This window comes from Mesorhizobium sp. M7A.F.Ca.US.011.01.1.1, from assembly GCF_003998295.1.
Lineage (GTDB): Bacteria > Pseudomonadota > Alphaproteobacteria > Rhizobiales > Rhizobiaceae > Mesorhizobium.
This window is the reverse complement of sequence record NZ_RZRT01000038.1, coordinates 12865-30986: the sequence shown is the minus strand read 5'-3', so window position 1 is coordinate 30986 and position 18122 is coordinate 12865. Positions and strand designations below refer to the sequence as shown.

The window sequence follows — 18122 nt, the reverse complement described above, 5'->3', positions numbered from 1 at the left end:
TTCAGCCAAGCAGGATGATCGCGTAAGGCGTCATCACGAGATGGCCTCGGCCAAAAGCTGAAATGTCGACCGGCACGTCGTCCGCCGTCAGATTCGCCAGCCACACGATTGTCTTGCCCGAGGCGGAGCGCCCGGCCAGCGCCAGCACCTTGGTCTCATCGCTCGTCCTGGCGGCCACATGCGAAAGGCCAGCCAGTTCGCGAAGCCCCTTGATGGCCCTGAAGATCGGCCGGTGCGATCCTTCCGCGACAGGTTCCCCTGATGAAGCGAGCACGCCGAAAGGTCCAGTGAAGCTGGAAAGTGTCAGCATCTCCAGTCCGGCCGGTGCGACACGCGCGGCGTAGCCGATCGTCCATGCCGCCGCGAACTGGCCGGCATGGCGCGGATCGCTGTCAGCCATCGCAATGCGCTGTCCCCCGGGATTGGGTTTGGTCGCTCCGCCATAGGGGTTCTGGCGCATGGCGATGGTCGACGGTCCGATCCGGTAGGGCTTTGCCTCGAAGATCGCCCGTGCCGACTGGGTGATGAAAGGCAGCGCCTCCAGCGATTGCATGACGCTGAGATCGCCGGCGGCATGCACGATCGGGCAGGTGCAATGGGTGATGAAATCGAGCTGGTCCGCCGGCACGCGCTTGCGGTTGAGTTCGGTGAAATAGCTGAACATGCCGCCGCCGAGGCGGATATCGGGAAAGGCGCGTCGCGCCGCGGCATAGACCTCTTCGAGCGGCGGGCAGTCCGGCCAAGCGCTGCCCGGCGGAGTCGACTGTCGGTCGACCGACGGCGACACGGCAATGGCCGAGAGTTTCAGCCCGGCCTCGCGCACCAGATTGGCGACGCCAGACATCTCGGCGTCAAGATCGCCGGCGCAGGCAACGACGCATTCGAGGGTTGTTTCGGCCGCGTAGGCAGTTGCCAGTCGGGCGAAAGCGCGCAAGGCGTCAAGTCCGTGGCCGCGCGTCGGATCGTAGTGAAACAGCAGCTGTTGTGGGCCGAGTGCCGCCAGCGTGGAGAGGTTCGCCAGCGCCGTCTCGACATCCTCGGGATAGATGACCACGCCGACATCGGGCAGCCTTGGCCCGACCTCGCCGAGTTCAACGCGGACCGGTTCGCTGGTCACGGTGGCAGCCGGTGCTTTGCCTTCACCTGTGATGCGCAGGCTGATCGTCTGGCGCAGGGTTTGGCCGGCAGGCAGCACATAGGGCCATGGCAGCGCCAGCGGCCGCACATAGGTCTTGTAGGAGGCGTCCGACCAGTTGCGCTGGTCCTCCATTTCGAACACGTCACCTTCCATCCGGCATTCGGCGGTGACACCAGGCCGAACCTCATGCGTGATCGTCCGCAGATTTTTGAAAGGCTGCCAGGGGTCGATCAACTCGGGAAGTTTCGTCGCGACGATGCTGCCGTCCGTATGCTCTACCGTGACCGGGCTGCCGGCGAGGTCGGCGATCGGGTGCAGGATGCAGAAGCCGCAGCGGTTGGTTTCGAAATCGCTTTCGGGAAGGGCGCTGACCTCGCAGACCAGACGGCCATCGGCAGAGCCTTTGATGGTGGCGCGGAAGCCGAGCCGGCTTCCATCGGGGGCCAGGCAGCTTGCCGAATAGCTGACCGAAAAAGCGTCGGCAGCCTGGTTGATGATCAGGTCCGTCAAATTTGGCTCATAGGTGCCCCAGTCGCGGTCACGCACGATATAGGCGATGGCGCGCAGCACTTCGGTGCCGCCATGGCGGATGGTGCGCAGATTGCCGTTGACGAAGTCGGCGCTGAGCGCGCCCGCGCGCAGCCTGACCGGATCGGCCTCGAGAGCACGCGTGCCGTAGAGCAGGAAAGTGTCGGCGTTCATTTCAGCAAGGCGTCGAGTTGCACCGGTTGCCGGCTCGCGGCACCGGCGTAAGCCGCCTCGACCAGCGCGAACGTCTTGAGATTGTCCGCTCCCGAGGTCGCCGGTTCGATCCCCTTTGCCAGGCAGTCTACCCAATGCTGCTGGATGGCGACAACGCTTTCCTGGATGTTGTGCCAGGGACGCGACGCCCATGGCAGCAGCGGCGGCGAGACGTCGGTGACGACCGTGCCGTTCTTGCCGGTGACGGTGAGCCGGTATCCCTGCGCCAGCCGGATCGTTCCGTCGCTGCCGTCGATCTCGATCAGCGTCTCGGGAAACGGCTCGGTGGCAAGCTTCGTCGCGTAGCTGCAGTCGACCACGGAGGTCGCGCCGCTCTTGTGGTCCAGAAGCATCGTCGCCACATCCTCGCCCGCGATACTAGGATTGATGCGGGCGGTTCGCGACGTGATGGTCGAGACGTCGCCGAGCAGGAAGCGGGCGATGTCGAGGACATGGATACCGAGGTCCTCGATGATGAAGCGCTTTCCCGTCGCCAGATAGGGCTGGCCGGAAAACACGTCATAGCCGGAGCGGAAGGAGATGCGCCCGAAGAAAGACGTGCCGATCTCGCCGCTGTCGAGCACGGCTCGGACCGCCTGGATCGACGATTGCCAGCGAAAATTCTCATGCACCATCAGCGGCACGCCGGCTTCCGCGCATGCCTTCACCATCGCCTTGGCGTCGGCGAGCGTCGGCGCGAACGGCTTTTGGCAGATCACCGGAACGCGATTGGCGGCCGCCATTTCGACAAGCGGACGATGGCTGGGCGCGGTGGTGGCGATGTCGACGAAGTCCAGGCTTTCGCCGGCAAAAAGTTCCGCCGCATCGGTATAGCGCTTCGCTATGCCGAACTGGTCGCCGACGATCTTGAGTCGTTCCGGGTCACGGTCGCAGATGGCAACGATCGAGGCGCCCGTAATGCCGCGCCAGGCGTGCATCTGGTTGACGGCAAAGAAGCCGCAGCCGATCAGCGCTCCACGCAACTCCGCCATGCTCAACCCGCCTTCGCCATCTGCATCAAGGTGACGCGCTGTTGAAGCCGGCGTTGTGCCTGGTCGACGACAACGGCGACGATGATGACGAGACCCTTGATCACCATTTGCCAAAACGAACTCACACCCATCATCACCAACCCGTCCGAAAGAATGCCGATGACGAAGGCGCCGACGATGGTGCCGCCGATCGTGCCGCGCCCGCCCGACATCGAGGTACCGCCAAGCACCGCCGCCGCAATGGCGTTGAGCTCGAAACTTTCGCCTGTCGCCGGATGCGAAGCCATCAGCTCGGACGAGATGATCAGGCCGACGATCGCGGCGCAGAAACCGGAGAACATATAGACGAACATCTTCACCATGTTGACACGGACGCCCGAAATCCGCGACGCCCGCTCATTGCCGCCGACCGCGAAGATGTGGCGGCCGAGTGGCGTGTATTTGGCGAGATAGGCGGCTCCCAGCGCAACGACGATCAGAATCCAGATCGCCACCGGCAGGCCAAGCAGCCGGCCGGCTCCGAGGAAACCGAAGCCGGTGGTTCCCAGTTCCGGCCTGCCGACGAGGTTGGGGAAGGTGCGGCCGTCCGACGACAGCAGCGCCAGCCCGCGCGCGACATAGAGGACGCCGAGCGTGGCGATGAACGGTGCAACGTTCAGCCTGGTGATCAGCAATCCGTTGACGGCGCCGATCAATATGCCGACGGCCAGTGTGATCAGCGCGATCTCGAAGACGTTGAAATAGATGGTGTAGCCGATCTGCAGGTCGATGCCATTGAGCACGAGATAGCCGGCCACCATACCGCACAGGCCGACGATCGAGCCGACCGAAAGGTCGATGCCGCCAGTGATGATGACGAAGGTCATCCCCATCGCCAGGAACGCGTTCAGCGCCACGTGCTTCGACATCAGGATCAGATTGGCGGTCGACAGGAAATTCGGCGCCGCGATCGAGAAGAAGATCAGCACGGCGATCAGCGCGATGAACGTCCGAAGCTTCATCACGGTCAGCAGCACCGAGCCGCTGGAAGTGGAGGGAGCGGCCGCTTTGGCTGGGATGTCAGTCATGGGCGGTGCTCTCCGTGCGTGGGGCCGGTCCGTGGCCAAGCGCGGATGCAGCCACGAGTGCCGCCTCCGTCGCTTCGGCGCGATCGAACATGCCGGTCAGTTTTCCGTTGCTCATCACCGCGATGCGGTCGGACAGCGCCATCACCTCATCGAGGTCGGAGGTGGCGAACAAAATCCCCAAGCCGTCGCGGGACAGTTTGCGCATGGTGCGGAAGACGTCGGCCTTGGCGCCGACATCGATGCCTCGGCTCGGCTCGTCCATCAGCAGCACCTTGGGTTCGGTGAGCAGCGCCTTGCCGATCACCACTTTCTGCTGGTTGCCGCCCGACAGCGACGACACCTCCTGCGCAGGGTCGGCGACCTTGATCGCCAGCTCCCGCACCATCTGCGTCACCGCCTGCCTTTCGCCGGCGCCACGGATATGGAACAGGCGGGCAAAGCGCGATAGGCTGGCCAGCGTCAAATTGCTGGCGACTGACAGGATCGAGACCAGCCCTTCGCGCTGACGGTCTTCGGGGATCAATGCCAGGCCACGCCGGATGCGCCGCGTCGTATCGCGCTCCTTGACCTTTATACCGCCAATGAAGATCTCGCCCGTCGAATGGCCGTGGCGGCCCATGATGCAGTCGAACAGTTCGCTGCGACCGGCGCCCATCAGGCCGTAAATGCCGAGGATCTCGCCGGCACGCAGCGACAACGAGACATGGTCGACGGCAAGTCCGCCGGTGGCGCGAGGCAGGCAGATCTCCTCGGCACGAAAAATCTCTTCTCCCGGAAGATGGCCGTCGGCCTTGGCGAAGTCCTTGGCGTCGGAGCCGATCATCTGGCGAACGATCCACTGCGTGTCGACGTTCTTCATCTCCTCATGGCCGGTGATGCGGCCGTCCCGCAGCACGGTGATGTAGTCGCCGATGCGGATCAGCTCTTCTAGCCGGTGCGAGATGTAGACGATGGCGACGCCGCGCGCCTTGAGGTCGGCGATCACCTTGAACAGGATTTCGACCTCCGCCGCGCTCAGCGCTGAGGTCGGCTCATCCATGATCAGGATGCGCGCGTCGAGCGAGACCGCCTTGGCGATCTCGACCAGCTGCTGCTGACCGATGCGCAGATCCTCGACCAGCATATCGGGCCGGATGCCGGCTTGCAGGCGTTCCAGAAATTCCGCAGCGCGGTTTTCCTGTTGCTCGCGGTCGATCTTGCCGAAGCGATTGGTGATCTCCCGGGTGGCGAAAATATTCTCGGCGACGCTCATGTTGCCGAACAGGTTCAACTCCTGGAACACCATGCCGATGCCACGGTTCACCGCATCACCGGATGACGAGAAGGAAACCTCTTCGCCTTCCAGCAGGATGCGGCCGGCGGTCGGCCGTTCCACACCGGCGATGATCTTCATCAGCGTCGACTTGCCGGCGCCGTTTTCACCGACCAGCACGTTGACCGCGCCCTTGCGCACCTCGAAATTGGCGCGCTTGACCGCAACGGTGCCGGAATAGACCTTGGAGACGTCCTCGAGCTTCAGGATGATTTCGCGCTCTGCTGTCGCGCTCATGGCTTCGGCCCGATCTCTGCCTCCGCCGGCGTCACCAGCGGCAGGTCCTGGCCGCTCCCCAGCGTATAGGCGCCCAGCACTTTGGTACTGCGGCCTTCCAGCGCTTCGCGCGGCAGCTTGGAGAGCACCGTCTTGTCGGTGTAGCTGTTGAACGCCTTGCCGAACTGGGCGAAGTCGATCTGGTTGGTGAAGTCGTTGAACTGGATGAAGTCCAGGCTGTCGCGCAGCGCGGTACCGCGCACCGCCGGTCCGATCTGCACTCGTGCATCGGCTTTGCCGTCGCCGTCGACATCGACGTCGACGGTTGCCGCCCGCGACTGCGTGTTGGCCGCGACGATCTTGCCTTCCAGCCGAACCGCGAAAGTCCAAGGCGAATTCGCCTGCTTGTTCGGATTGCCGTATTTGGCGCCGGCAGCCGATGGATCGGTTGTCGCCAGGGTGTGAACCTGCGCAAACGGTCCGGCTTTCTGCTGGAGATAGGGCACGACCTTTGCCGCCCATATCTCTTCGACCATCTTGTCTGGATTGAAGGCGGGAGCATTACCGCCGTCTGCCGATTTCGTCGGCAGGATCTTGCAGGCGGTCAGGCTGATGCCGACCATCACGGTAAGGATCGGCCAGTTCGGCTTGGTGTTCAGCATGGCGGCCTGTCGTTCAGCATCGTGGGCGGCCCACGGAAAATGGCGGCGAGGGGCGAAAACCGATGTTCGCCCCTCGCTATTGAAATCACGCTGGCTCAGTTCGTCAGCGCGAAGGTCTCCAGCTTGGCGGCATTGTCGCCATTGATCAGAACGCAGTCCATCAGCTGCTTTTCCTTGGCCGGCGACTTCTTGTTCTTGATGAAGTCGTTGGCCTGCTCGACCGCCATCTGCGCCTGCGCGAAGGCCGGCTGCAGGACGGTCGCCTTGATGCCGCCCGACGTGATGGAGTCCCGTACGTCGTTCGATCCGTCGAAGCCGACGACGATGACATCCTTGCGGTTCGCCGCGGCAAGTGCCGCATAGGCGCCCATCGCCATCGTGTCGTTGCCGGAGATCACACCGTTGATGTCGGGGTTCGCCTGCAGGATCGATTCCATCTTGGAATAGGCTTCCGTCTGGCTCCAGTTGGCCGACTGCTGGGCGACCATCTTCAGATCCGGATAGTCGTCGATGACGTCGTGGTAACCCTTGGAGCGAATGCCGGCATTGGTGTCGGATTCCTTGCCGACCAGCTCGACGAAATTGCCCTTCTCGCCCATCAGCTTGACGAATTCCTGCGCGCCGAGCTGGGCACCCTGGTAATTGTTGGAAACGATCTGCGCGACAGCGACGCCGGTGGCGTTGATCTCGCGATCGATCAGGAAGGACGGGATGCCTGCGTCCTTGGCCTTTTGCACGGCGGCGACGGTGGCGTCGGCGCCGGCATTGTCGAGGATGATCGCCTTGGCACCGCGGCCGATCGCGGTGTCGATCAGCTCGGACTGCTTGTTGGCATCGTCGTCATGGACCAGCACCAGCGCCTCATAGCCGAGTTCCTTTGCCTTGGCTTCCGCGCCGACGGCTTCCGCCTTGAAGAACGGATTGTCGTGCGAGGGCGTGATAATGGCGATGAGATCCGCCGCATAGGCGGGCACTGCCGTGCCAAGCGCCAGCATGCCGGCGAAAGCCGCAAGCGTCATTCTGCGTGTGAGTTTCATGAAGTCCTCCCGTTTGAAAAAATTGCCTTGATCGGCCAATGGCTTTGTCTGCATCCGAATTCGTCAGGCAGCGCGGGCCGCGGATCGCTTGGGTCGAAAACCGTTGCCGGCATACCCAAGACGGATCGTTGCTCCCCAGCCCTCCTCCACTCGCCCAGGCATCCTGCTCCCTGCGAAACCTTGTCGATCCGAGCCATGAACAGCTAAGCCAACTGGTATAATGAGTCAACCACAAATTCAGGTGACATGTACCTGATGAGCTACCAAAACCGAGGGTCGGCAATGACATGCCGGGCCCTCGAGGTGCTGCGTCAAGCACCTGTCTTCTCTCAGGTGATCCGCTGTATGCTGGCGGCGATCTCTTCCGGTTCGAACACCCGCTTCCAGTCGTCACGCATCAGCACCGGCTTGCCGAACTCGATCGCCTTGTTGCAGGCGTCCGAGAAAACGCCCTTGGTCTCGCCGAAAATGACGGCGCCGAGCACGTTCATATGGCCGAGCAGGAAGTCGAGTGCCGCCTGCTGGTCGACGCCGCGCGCCACGACCTCGTCGACGGCTTCTTTCATGACCACCAGCAACGAGGCGCACACCGTCTCCGAAAGGCCAGGCTCGAGCAGCGCCATCTGTTCGACGCTGACGCGGTGCGAACGCATCACCGGCGCCCATATGATCTTCGCGATCGCCTCGCCCTTGGCGTAGTCCTCTTCCGGCCCCTGCATCAGGGCGCTGACCATATGCTGCTTGGCCTTCACGCCGCCGAAATAATCCTTCTTGGCTGCCATGTCGGTCTCGTCATTGAAGATCGGCGGATGGCAGGGATGGGTAACGAAATAGGTGAGATCCGGCCGCTTCGGCAGATGGCCGGCGAAGGGTGCTGCCGCGTCTAGCACCACCACCATCGTGCCTGATACCAGCTTGCTCTCGATGCTGGCCGCTACCTTGCCGATATGCGTGTCGGGAACGGCCAGGATCACCACATCGGCGTCCGTGAGCGCCTCGTCGGCACTGACCGTATCGAAACCCAGTCCGGTCTTCAGCCGTTCGCGGCCGGCATCGCTGACCTCCACATGGCGTATCGTGTAGGGAGACCCGCGAAAATTGGTCGACAGGCGGTAGCCCATTTTTCCGCCAGCCCCGAACAGCGCAATCGTTGTCATCTGGTCACCACTCCTGTTCTTCGCCGACGGCATCGCCCATCGTCAACTGATCAACTGGTATAATCACGCTACCAGATTTTGGCAATCTGATAATGACCATGCGATGCGCCGCGTCATCGGCTGCCGATGGCAAGCTCCAGCACGAGAACCATGGATGGCGCGCTCGGGATACGATCTCTAGATCACCAGAAGAAGCCCGCGCTTGCCCGCTGAGTGCGCATGGGCGCTGCTCTGCCATCCCCAGAATAGGAGGCATCTGATAGGGGTCGGAGGTCGGGCCGGGCGCTACTTCAAAAGATCGACCAGCATGTCGAAAGCCGCATCGATATCGCCGCGAACCGCCGCCTGAACTGCCTGCTCGTCCCGGTCGCGCAGGGCCGCAAACATCTGTTGATGGTATGTGTTCGCGGTCGAGTAGGACCCATGCAGCATATTGAAATAGGGGCTGATCTGCAGCCATAGATCCTTGATGATCTTGAGCAGGGTTTCGGATCCTGCTGCTCGGTAGATTGCGAAGTGGAAGGTGTAATTCGCCCTCAGATAGGCCTTTACGTCGTCCGCGCCATTCGCGCGTTCCAGCGAGTCCAGATCGCGCGCGAAAATCGCAAGATCCGCATCACTCCGGTTCTGTGAGGCCCAGCCGGCGGCGATGGCCTCTATCTCAAAACGTACATTGCGCAAATCGGTGAGCCGCTCGCGGCTGAGCGCCGGAATACCAATGGAGCGCCCGGATACCACGGTCAGCGCGTTGGCTGCCGTCAGGCGCCGCAGCGCTTCCCTGACCGGCATCGGGCTGACGCCAAAGGCGTCGGCGAGGCTCTGAACCGTGACCATCTCGCCCGGTACGATGCTGCCGTCGAGGATCAGTTCGGTGACCTGATTATAGACCCGGTCCTGCAGAGTTTCCTTGGACAGTGGAATGATCTCGACACCAGGCTTCCTGAACGCCGATCCAGCCATCTCCGGTCAACCTTCCCGCCCAAGGGCGACACTATTGCTTGTGTCGGAATGCAAGGTTCGTGGTGCCACGTCAAGCGGCTGACATAGCCGTTTTGATATAAACGATTTCATCATTGATATTTGATCAAATCATGTTACGGTCGCTGCATCGAATGGCAAGGGTTACGTTTTGTGCCCTTGGGAGGCATTCGGTCGTTCTGTTTGGGAGGAGTTCACATGGGTATCGGATCGAAAGTCCGGCGGCTCGCGCTGCTGGCTGGGATGGCTGCATGCGCCTTCGGCCTGTCCGCCGCGCAGGCAGCCGAGAAGTATAAGATATTTCTCAGCATGAGCTACATCGGCAATGATTGGCAGGCGGAGGCGGCCAACATGGTCAAGGCCATGGCCGCCCACAAGAGCCTGGCCGACAAGGTCGACCTGCAGGTCCAGGTCGCTGGCCCCAACGCGCAACGCCAGATTCAGCAGATCAACGCAATGGTGCAAAGCGGCGCCGAGGCCATCGTCGTGTATCCGATCTCGCCGACCGCGCTCAACCAGGTCGTCAAGAATGCCTGCGACAAGGGCGTAAAGGTCTTTGCCTACGACGCCGAGATCACCGAGCCTTGTGCCTACAACGTCCACATCGACCAGCTGGAAGCGGGCAGGGTGACTGCCGAATGGCTGGTCAAGAAGCTCAACGGCAAGGGCAACATCATCGCCATCACGGGCGTCCCGGGAACATCCGTCGACGATCAGCGGACAAAAGCCGCCAAGGAAGTCTTCGCCAAATATCCTGATATCAAAATCGTCGGCGAGGCTGTCGGCATGTGGAGCCAGGCGGTCGCCCGCACCGAACTTTCGAAAATCCTGGCCACCCGCAATTGGGACGACATCAACGGGCTGTGGATGCAGGTCGGCTGCTTCACCGCCAACTCGATGCAGCTCGAGGCTGGCAAGAAGACCAGCGAACTCCTGCCTTGCGCCGGCGAAGGTTCCAATGGCGGCCGCATCCAGATGCTGCCGGAGGGCACCGAAGTCGAAGGCGCGGCCGCGCCCTATGCGCCGGCTGGCGCACAACGCATTTCCTACGCCTCGCCGCCTTATTCGGGTGCGCTGGCGCTGAAGCTTGCCGTCGAGGCGATCGAAGGCAAGGACGTGCCTAAGACCACCATCCTGCCGCTGCCGGTCGTCACCAACGAGACGATCAAGCTGTGCGACGAAGGCACATGGGCGGAGATGAAGGCCGGCTGCAACGCCTTCAAGCCGTCGCTGGTCTCCAATCCGGGCTGGTTTGCCTCGATCTTCTCGGACCAGACACCCGAGGTTGGCCTTAATGCTGCCCTCGTCGGACAACCGGAGAACTAAGCCTCCCAAGGCGCGTGTGACGATGCACGGACTGTTGTCCGTGCATCGTCAATCCATGCCAAGCCCGGCGATCGAGGACAATGACAGAACACTCCGAGCTTCCCGCCATCGAGATCGACGGCATCAGCAAGGCGTTCGGCCCGACCGTCGCGCTGGAAGGCGTGTCGTTCGCGATCGCGCCCGGCAGCGTCCATGCCCTGCTCGGTGAAAACGGAGCCGGCAAGTCGACACTTGTGAAGCTGCTGTCCGGGCTGGTCCGGCCGAGCCAAGGCCATGTCCGCGTCTTTGGCAAGGAGATCGCTTACGGCGCCCCGCGCGCAGCCCATGCGCTCGGTATGCAGACTGCGTTCCAGGAGATGACACTGGTGCGCGACCTCTCCGTCCTCGACAATATGATGCTGCCTTACGCTCCCGTCGGCGTCTCCGGCCTGATCCGGCGCGGAGCGGCCCGCAAGGCTGTCCGCCGCCACATCGACGATCTCGGTTTTTCCGTCGATCTCGATGCCGAGGTAAGCGAGCTCGAGCTTTCGGTACGCCAGAAGATCGAAATCGCCCGTGCCGTCTACCGCAAGCCGCGCATCCTTTTGCTCGACGAACCGACCTCCACGCTCGCCGGCCGCGACGTCGACTGGCTGGGCGCGATCATCGCCAGGCTGAAGACGGCTGGCACCACCATCGTCTTCATCACCCATCGCATGCGCGAGGTCCGCGCCTTTTGCGACACGCTGACGATCCTCAGAAACGGCCGCCACATCGTCACCGCGCCGGTCGCCGATGTCTCGGATGCCGACGTCATCGAAAAGATCATCGGCCGCAGCATCGAACAGACCTTCCCGCCTAAGCCGGACAGCGCCCAGGCTTTCGGGCCGCCGGTTCTGGGCGTGCGCGATCTCAAGGTCGGGCCCAAGCTCGACGGCGCCGGCTTCGATCTGCGCAAGGGCGAAATCCTCGGTGTCGCGGGGTTGCAGGGCATGGGCCAGCAGGACCTGTTCCTGGCCTGTTTTGGCATGGCCGAGATCGAGCGCGGCCACATCCTCGTCGACGGCCGCAAGGTCTGGCTCGGTTCGCCGGCCGATGCTTTGCGCCCCAACATGGCCATCGGCCTGGTGCCGGAAGACCGCAAATCCGAAGGCCTGTTCCTGAAACTGTCGGGCAGCCAGAACGCCACTCTGCCGGTGATATCGCGCTTCACACGGCTAGGCCTTGTCGACGCGCAAGCCGAGACCCGCTCCGTCGAGGCGGCATTCGCCACTGTCGAGGTCGACCGCCGCGCGCTTTGGACGCGGGCCGGTGCGTTTTCCGGGGGCAACCAGCAAAAAATCGCCATCGCCAAATGGCTGGTGGCGCAGAGCCGCATCCTTCTGCTGTTCGATCCCACCCGAGGCATCGACGTCGGCACCAAGCACGAGCTTTATGTGATGATGCGAAACTACGTGGCTTCGGGCGGTTCGATCCTTCTGCACTCGACCGAGATTCCCGAACTCGTCCACCAATGCGACCGGGTCCTGGTTCTCTACGACGGGCGCATCGCGGCCGAACTCGAAGGCGACGCCATCACCGAACCGGCCATCATGCGCCCGGCGCTCGGGCAAGCCGGGGAAGCCGCCGCATGAGCAGCACAGCATCATCATCCCCTGTTCCCGGCGGCTTCGGACTGCGCCGTGCGCTGGTGCGCAATCGCGGCGCGCTGATCGCCGCGGTCGTCCTGGCCATCCTGCTTTTCATCGTCGACTGGATCAGCGCCGGGCCGCTGACCTATTTCGATGTGTCGTTCCTGTCGAGCGGCGGCACGACCTCGGCGCTCGCCGCGATCGGCCAGACCATCGTCATCCTGTCGGGCGGCTTCGACCTGTCCGCCGGCGCGGTGATATCGCTGGTCAATGCCGTGCTGGCATCGAGCATGGACCCGATGGCGCCGGGCGCCAGCATCATCCTGTGGACCGCCGTCGGCATCGGCGTCGGCATGGCGGTGGGCGCCTTCAACGGCTTCTTCATTGCGGTGCTGCGCATGCAGCCGATCGTGGTGACGCTGTCGACCATGTTCATCCTGCAAGGCGTGACGCTGCTGGTGATGGACAAGCCCGGTGGCTTCGTGTCGCCTGATCTTGGCACGTTTTATCTCGGCGACGCGATCGCCGGCTGGCTGCCGATGCCGCTGGTGGTGATCGGCGTCGTCCTGCTCGCCTGGTTGTGGCTGAAGGGAACCCGCTTCGGCACAGCACTTTATGCGGTCGGCAGCGATCCGGACTCGGCCGCTTCCGTCGGCATCAATGTCGTGCTGGTGCGCTTTGCCGTCTATGTCATCGCTGGCGGCTGCTATGGCCTTGCCGGCGTCTTCATCAGCGCCCAGACCGGCAGCGGCGATCCGCTGGTTGGCAATCCGCTGCTGTTGTCGATGTTCGCGGCGGTCGTCGTCGGCGGCACGCGTCTCGGTGGCGGGCAGGGCGGCCCGGTGGGCTCTGTCTTCGGCGCCTACATCCTGATGATCGTGGTGAACATCCTGCTGGTGCTCAACGTATCGGCCTATTATTCGACCATTGCCGAAGGCACCATTCTGGTGCTGGCAGCACTTGCCGGCTCGATCTCGCATGCATCGGTGCTTGCCGTGCAATTGCGCGCCGCGCGCGCCCGGCTTGCCGCCTGGCGCGCCGGCATATTGCCCTCGCAACTCGAGCGCGTGGACCGGCGTCTCAAGACCGCCGAACCAGCCCATGCCCAGGGCAGTCCGGCATCGCCGCGCCCTGCCTTCCATCTGCGCAACGCGGAAACGTTGCGCTATGCGCTGCCCACCTATGTCTGCCTGCTGCTCATCGTGGTCGTCACGCAGGTCTGGCTCGGCCGCGCCATCCTCAATCCGGGTTACTGGAATTCGCTGCTGGTGCTATCGTCCTTCCTCGCCGTCCTAGCGCTCGGGCAGGGAACCGTCATCCTGACCGGCGGCCTCGATCTCTCCGTGCCGTGGACGATCGGCATCTCCGGCATCATCCTGGCCGGCATGGTCAACGGCTCCGACGCGGCCCTTGTCTACGCCTTGCCGGTCGTTATGGTGATGGCTTGCGCCATTGGCTTCGCCAATGGTTTCGGCATCGTCTATCTCGGCATCTCGCCGATCGTCATGACGCTTGCCACCAACGGCATTCTGCAAGGCTGTGCGCTGCTCTATTCGCAGGGAACGCCGGCCGGGTTTTCCTCGCCGATGCTGCGCTGGGTCATGACGGCCAAGCTTGCCGGCCTGCTGACCCCAATCGTCCTGCTGATGGTCGTCTTTGTCGTCGCGGCGGTACTGCTGCTTGGCCGCACCCCGTTCGGACGACGCGTCTACGGCATCGGCAATGGGCTGCGCGCGGCGCGCTTGTCGGGCATCGGCGTCGAGCGCACGCTGATCCTGGTCTATATGCTTTCGGCCGTCTGCGCGGCTGTTGTCGGCGTCATGCTGACCGGCTTTTCGGGCCAGGCGAGTCTCGGCATGGGCGACGACTACCTGTTGCCGTCGATCGCCGTGGTGGTGGTCGGCGGCGCGCTGATCACCGGCGGTCGCGGCCACTATCTCGGCATGCTCGGCGGCGTGTTGTTGCTGACCGCACTGCAGATGCTGCTCGCCGGCACCACGCTTCCCCATGCCACGAGGGCAATTCTTTACGGACTGGTCGTTCTGGGCGCCGTCATGGCGTTGCGCGAACGGCGGCTGCAATGAAAAGGACAGGACCATGAGCACAAGGGCGCCGGCATCGGCGGACGAATTTTTGACCGGGCTGAAAGGCCAGCGCGTGCTGGTCACGGCGGGCGCCGGCGGCATCGGGTTTGCCATAGCCGACACGCTGTCACGCCTCGGCGCCCGCATCGTCGTCTGCGACGTTTCCGACGAGGCGTTGGCCGCTGCTCCCGGCAAGATCGACCTGGTCGCCGCGATCAAGGCCGATGTCTCGCGCGACGATGACGTCGACCGCCTGTTCGAGGCGGTCCAGAAAAAACTCGGCGGGCTCGATGCGTTGATCAACAATGCCGGCATTGCCGGGCCGACCGGCGGTGTCGACGAGATTGATCCGGCCGACTGGCGGCGCTGCATCGACATCTGCCTGACTGGCCAGTTCCTGTGCGCCCGGCGCGCCGTGCCGCTGATCAAGGCGGCGGGCGGCGGCTCGATCGTCTCGATGTCGTCGGCCGCCGGCCGCCATGGCTACGCCTTCCGCACACCCTACTCGGCGGCCAAGTTCGGCGTCATCGGTTTCACGCAAAGCCTGGCCAAAGAGCTCGGGCCGCACGCCATCAGGGTCAACGCCATCCTGCCCGGCATCATCGAGGGACCCCGCATCGAAGGTGTTATCTCGGCACGCGCCAAGCAGGTCGGTATCAGCCACGAGGAGATGACCGGGCGCTATCTGCAGAACATCTCGCTGCGTCGCATGACCAGCCCCTATGATGTGGCGTCGATGGTCGCCTTCCTGCTCTCCGATGCGGGCATCAACATTTCCGGCCAGTCGCTCGGCGTCGACGGCAACGTCGAAACACTTTGAGGAACAAGCCATGGCCAATGTCGCGATCGTCGGAAGCGGGTTCATCGGGCGGGCCTGGGCCATCAGCTTCGCCCGTGCCGGCCATGACGTGCGGATGTGGGATCAGTCGCCCGCTGCGACCGGCGGCGCCCGCGACTACATTGCCGGCGTGCTCGGTGACCTTGCCGCAAACGACCTGCTGCGCGGTCAGTCCGTCGACACTGTGCTTGGCCGGATCAGCGTTGTCGCCGAGCTTGAAGAGGCGTTGGCGGGTGCCGTGCATATCCAGGAGAACACGCCCGAGAATCTCGAGGTGAAGCGGGAGGTATTCTCGCTGATCGACACGCTAGCCGATCCGCGGACAGTCATCGCCAGTTCCACCTCGGCGCTGTTGCCGTCGAAATTCACCGACCATCTGCAAGGACGGCATCGCTGTCTGGTCGTGCATCCGATCAATCCGCCCTATCTCATTCCGGCGGCCGAAATCGTGCCGGCGCCATGGACGTCCGCCGAGACGGTCGAGAGAACCCGCGCCTTCCTCATCGACGCCGGTCATGCGCCCCTGGTGATGAAGCGCGAACTCGACGGCTTCATCATGAACCGCCTGCAAGGCGCATTGCTTGAGGAGGCTTTCCGGCTTGTCGCCGACGGCTACGCCAGCGTCGAGGATGTCGACATCGGCATCCGCGACGGGCTGGCGCTGCGTTGGTCGTTCATGGGGCCTTTCGAGACCATCGATCTCAATGCACCTGGCGGCGTGCGCGACTATGTCGAGCGTTATCAGTCGATCTATTCGAACATTTTCCCGCAGATGCTGCGGCGCGTCGACTGGGCGGGTGAGGTGATGAAAACCGTCGAAGCCGACCGCCGCGAACGCCTGCCACGCGAAAACCTCGGCGAACGGCAGGTATGGCGTGATCGTCGGCTGATGGCGCTGGCGGCACACAAGAAAAAATCGGACCAGGAGTACGGACAATGATCGAAACGAGCCGCAAGCCAGGTGCTGCGCAGACCAGGGGCAAGGTCATCATCACCTGCGCGGTGACGGGCGCCATCCACACGCCGACCATGTCGCCCTATCTGCCGATCACTCCTGACCAGATCGCTTCTGAGGCGATCGCGGCTGCCGAAGCCGGTGCCGCAATCCTGCATCTGCATGCGCGCGATCCGGAAACCGGCAAGCCCGACCAGACGCCGGAGGCCTTCGCTCGCTTCCTGCCGCGCGTCAAGCAAGGCACCAACGCCGCCATCAACATCACCACCGGTGGCAGCCCGTACATGAAGGTCGAGGAGCGCGTGCGCCCGGCCGCCCAGTTCAAACCGGAAGTCGCCTCGCTCAACATGGGCTCGATCAATTTCGGGCTCTATCACCTCGCCGACAAATACGAGACCTTCAAGTTCGACTGGGAAAAGCCGCATCTGGAAGCGACCCGCGACCTCGTCTTTCGCAACTCGTTCAAGGACATCGAGTACATCCTGGCGACCTGCTACGACAACGGCACGCGCTTCGAGTTCGAGTGCTACGACATCGCTCATCTTTACAACCTCTCGCACTTCGCCGACCGCGGGTTGGTGAAGCCGCCTTTCTTCGTGCAGTCGGTATTCGGACTGCTCGGCGGTATCGGCACCCATCCCGAAGACGTCGCCCACATGAAGCGCACTGCCGACCGGCTATTCGGCGACCAGTTCCGCTGGTCGGTTCTCGGCGCTGGCGCCAGCCAGCTCCGCATCGCCGCGCAATCGGCAGCGCTTGGCGGCAACATCCGCGTCGGGCTGGAGGACAGTCTGTGGGCGGGCAAAGGCAAGCTTGCCAAATCGAACGCTGAGCAGGTCTTGCTGGCCCGCAAGATCATCGAAGGGCTCGGCATGGAGGTGGCGACGCCCGATGAGGCACGCGAAATCCTGTCATTGAAAGGCGGGGACAAGGTCGCTTTCTGAGGCGGCCCGAGCAATCGCCGCGAGACGCAAAAACGGAGGAGGACGGCATGAAGATCGAAGTCGTGGTGGACGTGAAGACCACACTGGGCGAAGGACCGCTGTGGGACGTCGAACAGGAACGACTCTACTGGATCGACAGCTTCGACGGGCGCGTGTTTCGGGCGACCGCCGACGGACGCGAGATCCGGTCATGGGACGTGCCGATGAAGATCGGCTCGATGGCGCTGCGCAAGGACGGTAGCGGCGCCGTGGTGTCGCTGCAGCGCGGTTTCCATCTGCTCGATTTCGCCTCCGGCGATGTGACGCTGATCCACGACCCGGAGCCGGACCGGCCGATGAACCGGCTCAACGACGGCAAGGTCGACCGGTGCGGCCGCTTCTTCGCCGGCTCCATGGATACGATGGAAGAGGGGCCGTCCGGCGGCCTCTACAGGCTCGATCCGGATTTCTCCGTCACCAGGATCGATTCCGGCATCATCTGCTCCAACGGTCCATGCTGGAGCCCTGACGACCGCACCTTCTATTTCGCCGACACCTGGACCGGCGAGATCTGGGCCTATGATTACGACATCGCCACCGGTGCCGCCACCAACAGGCGCACCTTCGTGCGCGTCGACACCAGCCGGGGCGGTGCGGCTGACGGCTCGACCGTCGATGCCGAGGGCTATCTGTGGAATGCGCTGGTCTATGACGGAAGGCTGGTGCGATACGCGCCGGACGGCAGCATCGACCGCGTCATCGACATGCCGGTCAAGAAGATCACCAGCGTCATGTTCGGTGGCCCGAAGCTCGACACCCTTTACGTCACCTCGATGGCCAAGCCGCCGCTGCCGCGTTTTCCCGGCGACGGCGTTTTGCGCGGCAGCCTGTTCGCCATATCAGGCCTTGGCATCAAGGGCGTCGCGGAACCGCGCTTCGGCGGCTGACGCCAGGCAAGCGAAGCGCCCGTAGCATAAGCGGATCAGGCCTTGGCGCGCAGGAATTCCTCATCAAAAATGTGGCGCCGGCAGGCGTCATTGCCGTGAAGCGGCGGAGTGACGCAGAGCAGCACGTCCGCTCTTCACC

Annotated in this window: 15 protein-coding genes; 7 read left to right on the top strand and 8 right to left on the bottom strand. The window is 63.4% G+C overall.

Annotated elements, in window-relative coordinates; all coding sequences use genetic code 11:
- Position 1: 1 nt before the first annotated feature.
- The 8 genes from EOA13_RS26430 to EOA13_RS26390 form a co-directional block, all read right to left on the bottom strand.
- The gene (locus EOA13_RS26430) at positions 2-1840 is read right to left on the bottom strand and encodes a hypothetical protein (RefSeq protein ID WP_127296533.1); all 1839 of its coding nucleotides are present in this window, start codon (positions 1838-1840) and stop codon (positions 2-4) included.
- The gene (locus tag EOA13_RS26425) at positions 1837-2871 is read right to left on the bottom strand and encodes a Gfo/Idh/MocA family oxidoreductase (RefSeq protein ID WP_127296532.1); all 1035 of its coding nucleotides are present in this window, start codon (positions 2869-2871) and stop codon (positions 1837-1839) included. Before EOA13_RS26425 ends, EOA13_RS26430 begins: the two co-directional genes overlap by 4 nt.
- A gap of 2 nt (positions 2872-2873) precedes the next feature.
- A complete protein-coding gene (locus tag EOA13_RS26420; protein WP_127296531.1) occupies positions 2874-3938 on the bottom strand; it encodes an ABC transporter permease in 1065 nt (354 codons plus the stop codon).
- The gene (locus tag EOA13_RS26415; protein WP_127296530.1) at positions 3931-5487 is read right to left on the bottom strand and encodes a sugar ABC transporter ATP-binding protein; all 1557 of its coding nucleotides are present in this window, start codon (positions 5485-5487) and stop codon (positions 3931-3933) included. Before EOA13_RS26415 ends, EOA13_RS26420 begins: the two co-directional genes overlap by 8 nt.
- Complete coding sequence (locus EOA13_RS26410) at positions 5484-6128, bottom strand: DUF2291 family protein (RefSeq protein WP_127296529.1); 645 nt, start codon at positions 6126-6128, stop codon at positions 5484-5486. The genes EOA13_RS26415 and EOA13_RS26410 overlap by 4 nt, the downstream gene beginning before the upstream one ends.
- Positions 6129-6223: 95 nt before the next feature.
- Positions 6224-7165 (bottom strand): D-ribose ABC transporter substrate-binding protein, encoded by a 942-nt coding sequence (locus EOA13_RS26405; protein ID WP_127296528.1) that lies wholly within the window; start codon positions 7163-7165, stop codon positions 6224-6226.
- 329 nt (positions 7166-7494) lie between these two features.
- Positions 7495-8322, bottom strand: coding sequence for a phosphogluconate dehydrogenase C-terminal domain-containing protein (locus EOA13_RS26400; RefSeq protein WP_127296527.1), 828 nt, complete (start codon positions 8320-8322; stop codon positions 7495-7497).
- Between the two features lie 285 nt (positions 8323-8607).
- The gene (locus tag EOA13_RS26390; protein WP_013533053.1) at positions 8608-9282 is read right to left on the bottom strand and encodes a GntR family transcriptional regulator; all 675 of its coding nucleotides are present in this window, start codon (positions 9280-9282) and stop codon (positions 8608-8610) included.
- A 216-nt stretch (positions 9283-9498) separates the two neighbouring features.
- Between EOA13_RS26390 and EOA13_RS26385 the strand changes: the two genes are divergently transcribed.
- The 7 genes from EOA13_RS26385 to EOA13_RS26355 all read left to right on the top strand — a co-directional run bounded on the left by EOA13_RS26385 (position 9499) and on the right by EOA13_RS26355 (position 17983).
- Positions 9499-10626, top strand: a complete 1128-nt coding sequence (locus tag EOA13_RS26385; protein ID WP_127296526.1) for a sugar ABC transporter substrate-binding protein — start codon at positions 9499-9501, stop codon at positions 10624-10626.
- An 80-nt stretch (positions 10627-10706) separates the two neighbouring features.
- Positions 10707-12239: a sugar ABC transporter ATP-binding protein gene (locus EOA13_RS26380; protein WP_127296525.1), complete on the top strand. Its 1533-nt coding sequence runs from the start codon at positions 10707-10709 to the stop codon at positions 12237-12239.
- Positions 12236-14320 (top strand): ABC transporter permease, encoded by a 2085-nt coding sequence (locus EOA13_RS26375; RefSeq protein ID WP_127296524.1) that lies wholly within the window; start codon positions 12236-12238, stop codon positions 14318-14320. The genes EOA13_RS26380 and EOA13_RS26375 overlap by 4 nt, the downstream gene beginning before the upstream one ends.
- Positions 14321-14333: 13 nt before the next feature.
- Positions 14334-15140 carry an SDR family oxidoreductase gene (locus tag EOA13_RS26370; RefSeq protein ID WP_127296523.1) on the top strand — a complete coding sequence of 269 codons (807 nt, stop codon included), beginning with the start codon at positions 14334-14336 and terminating at the stop codon, positions 15138-15140.
- Positions 15141-15150: 10 nt separating this feature from the next.
- Positions 15151-16098: a 3-hydroxyacyl-CoA dehydrogenase gene (locus EOA13_RS26365; protein ID WP_127296522.1), complete on the top strand. Its 948-nt coding sequence runs from the start codon at positions 15151-15153 to the stop codon at positions 16096-16098.
- The gene (locus tag EOA13_RS26360; protein ID WP_127296521.1) at positions 16095-17057 is read left to right on the top strand and encodes a 3-keto-5-aminohexanoate cleavage protein; all 963 of its coding nucleotides are present in this window, start codon (positions 16095-16097) and stop codon (positions 17055-17057) included. The genes EOA13_RS26365 and EOA13_RS26360 overlap by 4 nt, the downstream gene beginning before the upstream one ends.
- A 47-nt stretch (positions 17058-17104) precedes the next feature.
- Positions 17105-17983 carry an SMP-30/gluconolactonase/LRE family protein gene (locus EOA13_RS26355; protein ID WP_127296520.1) on the top strand — a complete coding sequence of 293 codons (879 nt, stop codon included), beginning with the start codon at positions 17105-17107 and terminating at the stop codon, positions 17981-17983.
- Positions 17984-18122: the final 139 nt, after the last annotated feature.

Coding starts and splice junctions, on each gene's coding strand:
- EOA13_RS26375 (WP_127296524.1), top strand. CDS start 12,236: ATGAGCAGCACAGCATCATCATCCCCTGTTCCCGGCGGCTTCGGACTG.
- EOA13_RS26430 (WP_127296533.1), bottom strand. CDS start 1,840: ATGAACGCCGACACTTTCCTGCTCTACGGCACGCGTGCTCTCGAGGCC.
- EOA13_RS26425 (WP_127296532.1), bottom strand. CDS start 2,871: ATGGCGGAGTTGCGTGGAGCGCTGATCGGCTGCGGCTTCTTTGCCGTC.
- EOA13_RS26355 (WP_127296520.1), top strand. CDS start 17,105: ATGAAGATCGAAGTCGTGGTGGACGTGAAGACCACACTGGGCGAAGGA.
- EOA13_RS26415 (WP_127296530.1), bottom strand. CDS start 5,487: ATGAGCGCGACAGCAGAGCGCGAAATCATCCTGAAGCTCGAGGACGTC.
- EOA13_RS26390 (WP_013533053.1), bottom strand. CDS start 9,282: ATGGCTGGATCGGCGTTCAGGAAGCCTGGTGTCGAGATCATTCCACTG.
- EOA13_RS26405 (WP_127296528.1), bottom strand. CDS start 7,165: ATGAAACTCACACGCAGAATGACGCTTGCGGCTTTCGCCGGCATGCTG.
- EOA13_RS26380 (WP_127296525.1), top strand. CDS start 10,707: ATGACAGAACACTCCGAGCTTCCCGCCATCGAGATCGACGGCATCAGC.
- EOA13_RS26365 (WP_127296522.1), top strand. CDS start 15,151: ATGGCCAATGTCGCGATCGTCGGAAGCGGGTTCATCGGGCGGGCCTGG.
- EOA13_RS26385 (WP_127296526.1), top strand. CDS start 9,499: ATGGGTATCGGATCGAAAGTCCGGCGGCTCGCGCTGCTGGCTGGGATG.
- EOA13_RS26420 (WP_127296531.1), bottom strand. CDS start 3,938: ATGACTGACATCCCAGCCAAAGCGGCCGCTCCCTCCACTTCCAGCGGC.
- EOA13_RS26360 (WP_127296521.1), top strand. CDS start 16,095: ATGATCGAAACGAGCCGCAAGCCAGGTGCTGCGCAGACCAGGGGCAAG.
- EOA13_RS26400 (WP_127296527.1), bottom strand. CDS start 8,322: ATGACAACGATTGCGCTGTTCGGGGCTGGCGGAAAAATGGGCTACCGC.
- EOA13_RS26370 (WP_127296523.1), top strand. CDS start 14,334: ATGAGCACAAGGGCGCCGGCATCGGCGGACGAATTTTTGACCGGGCTG.
- EOA13_RS26410 (WP_127296529.1), bottom strand. CDS start 6,128: ATGCTGAACACCAAGCCGAACTGGCCGATCCTTACCGTGATGGTCGGC.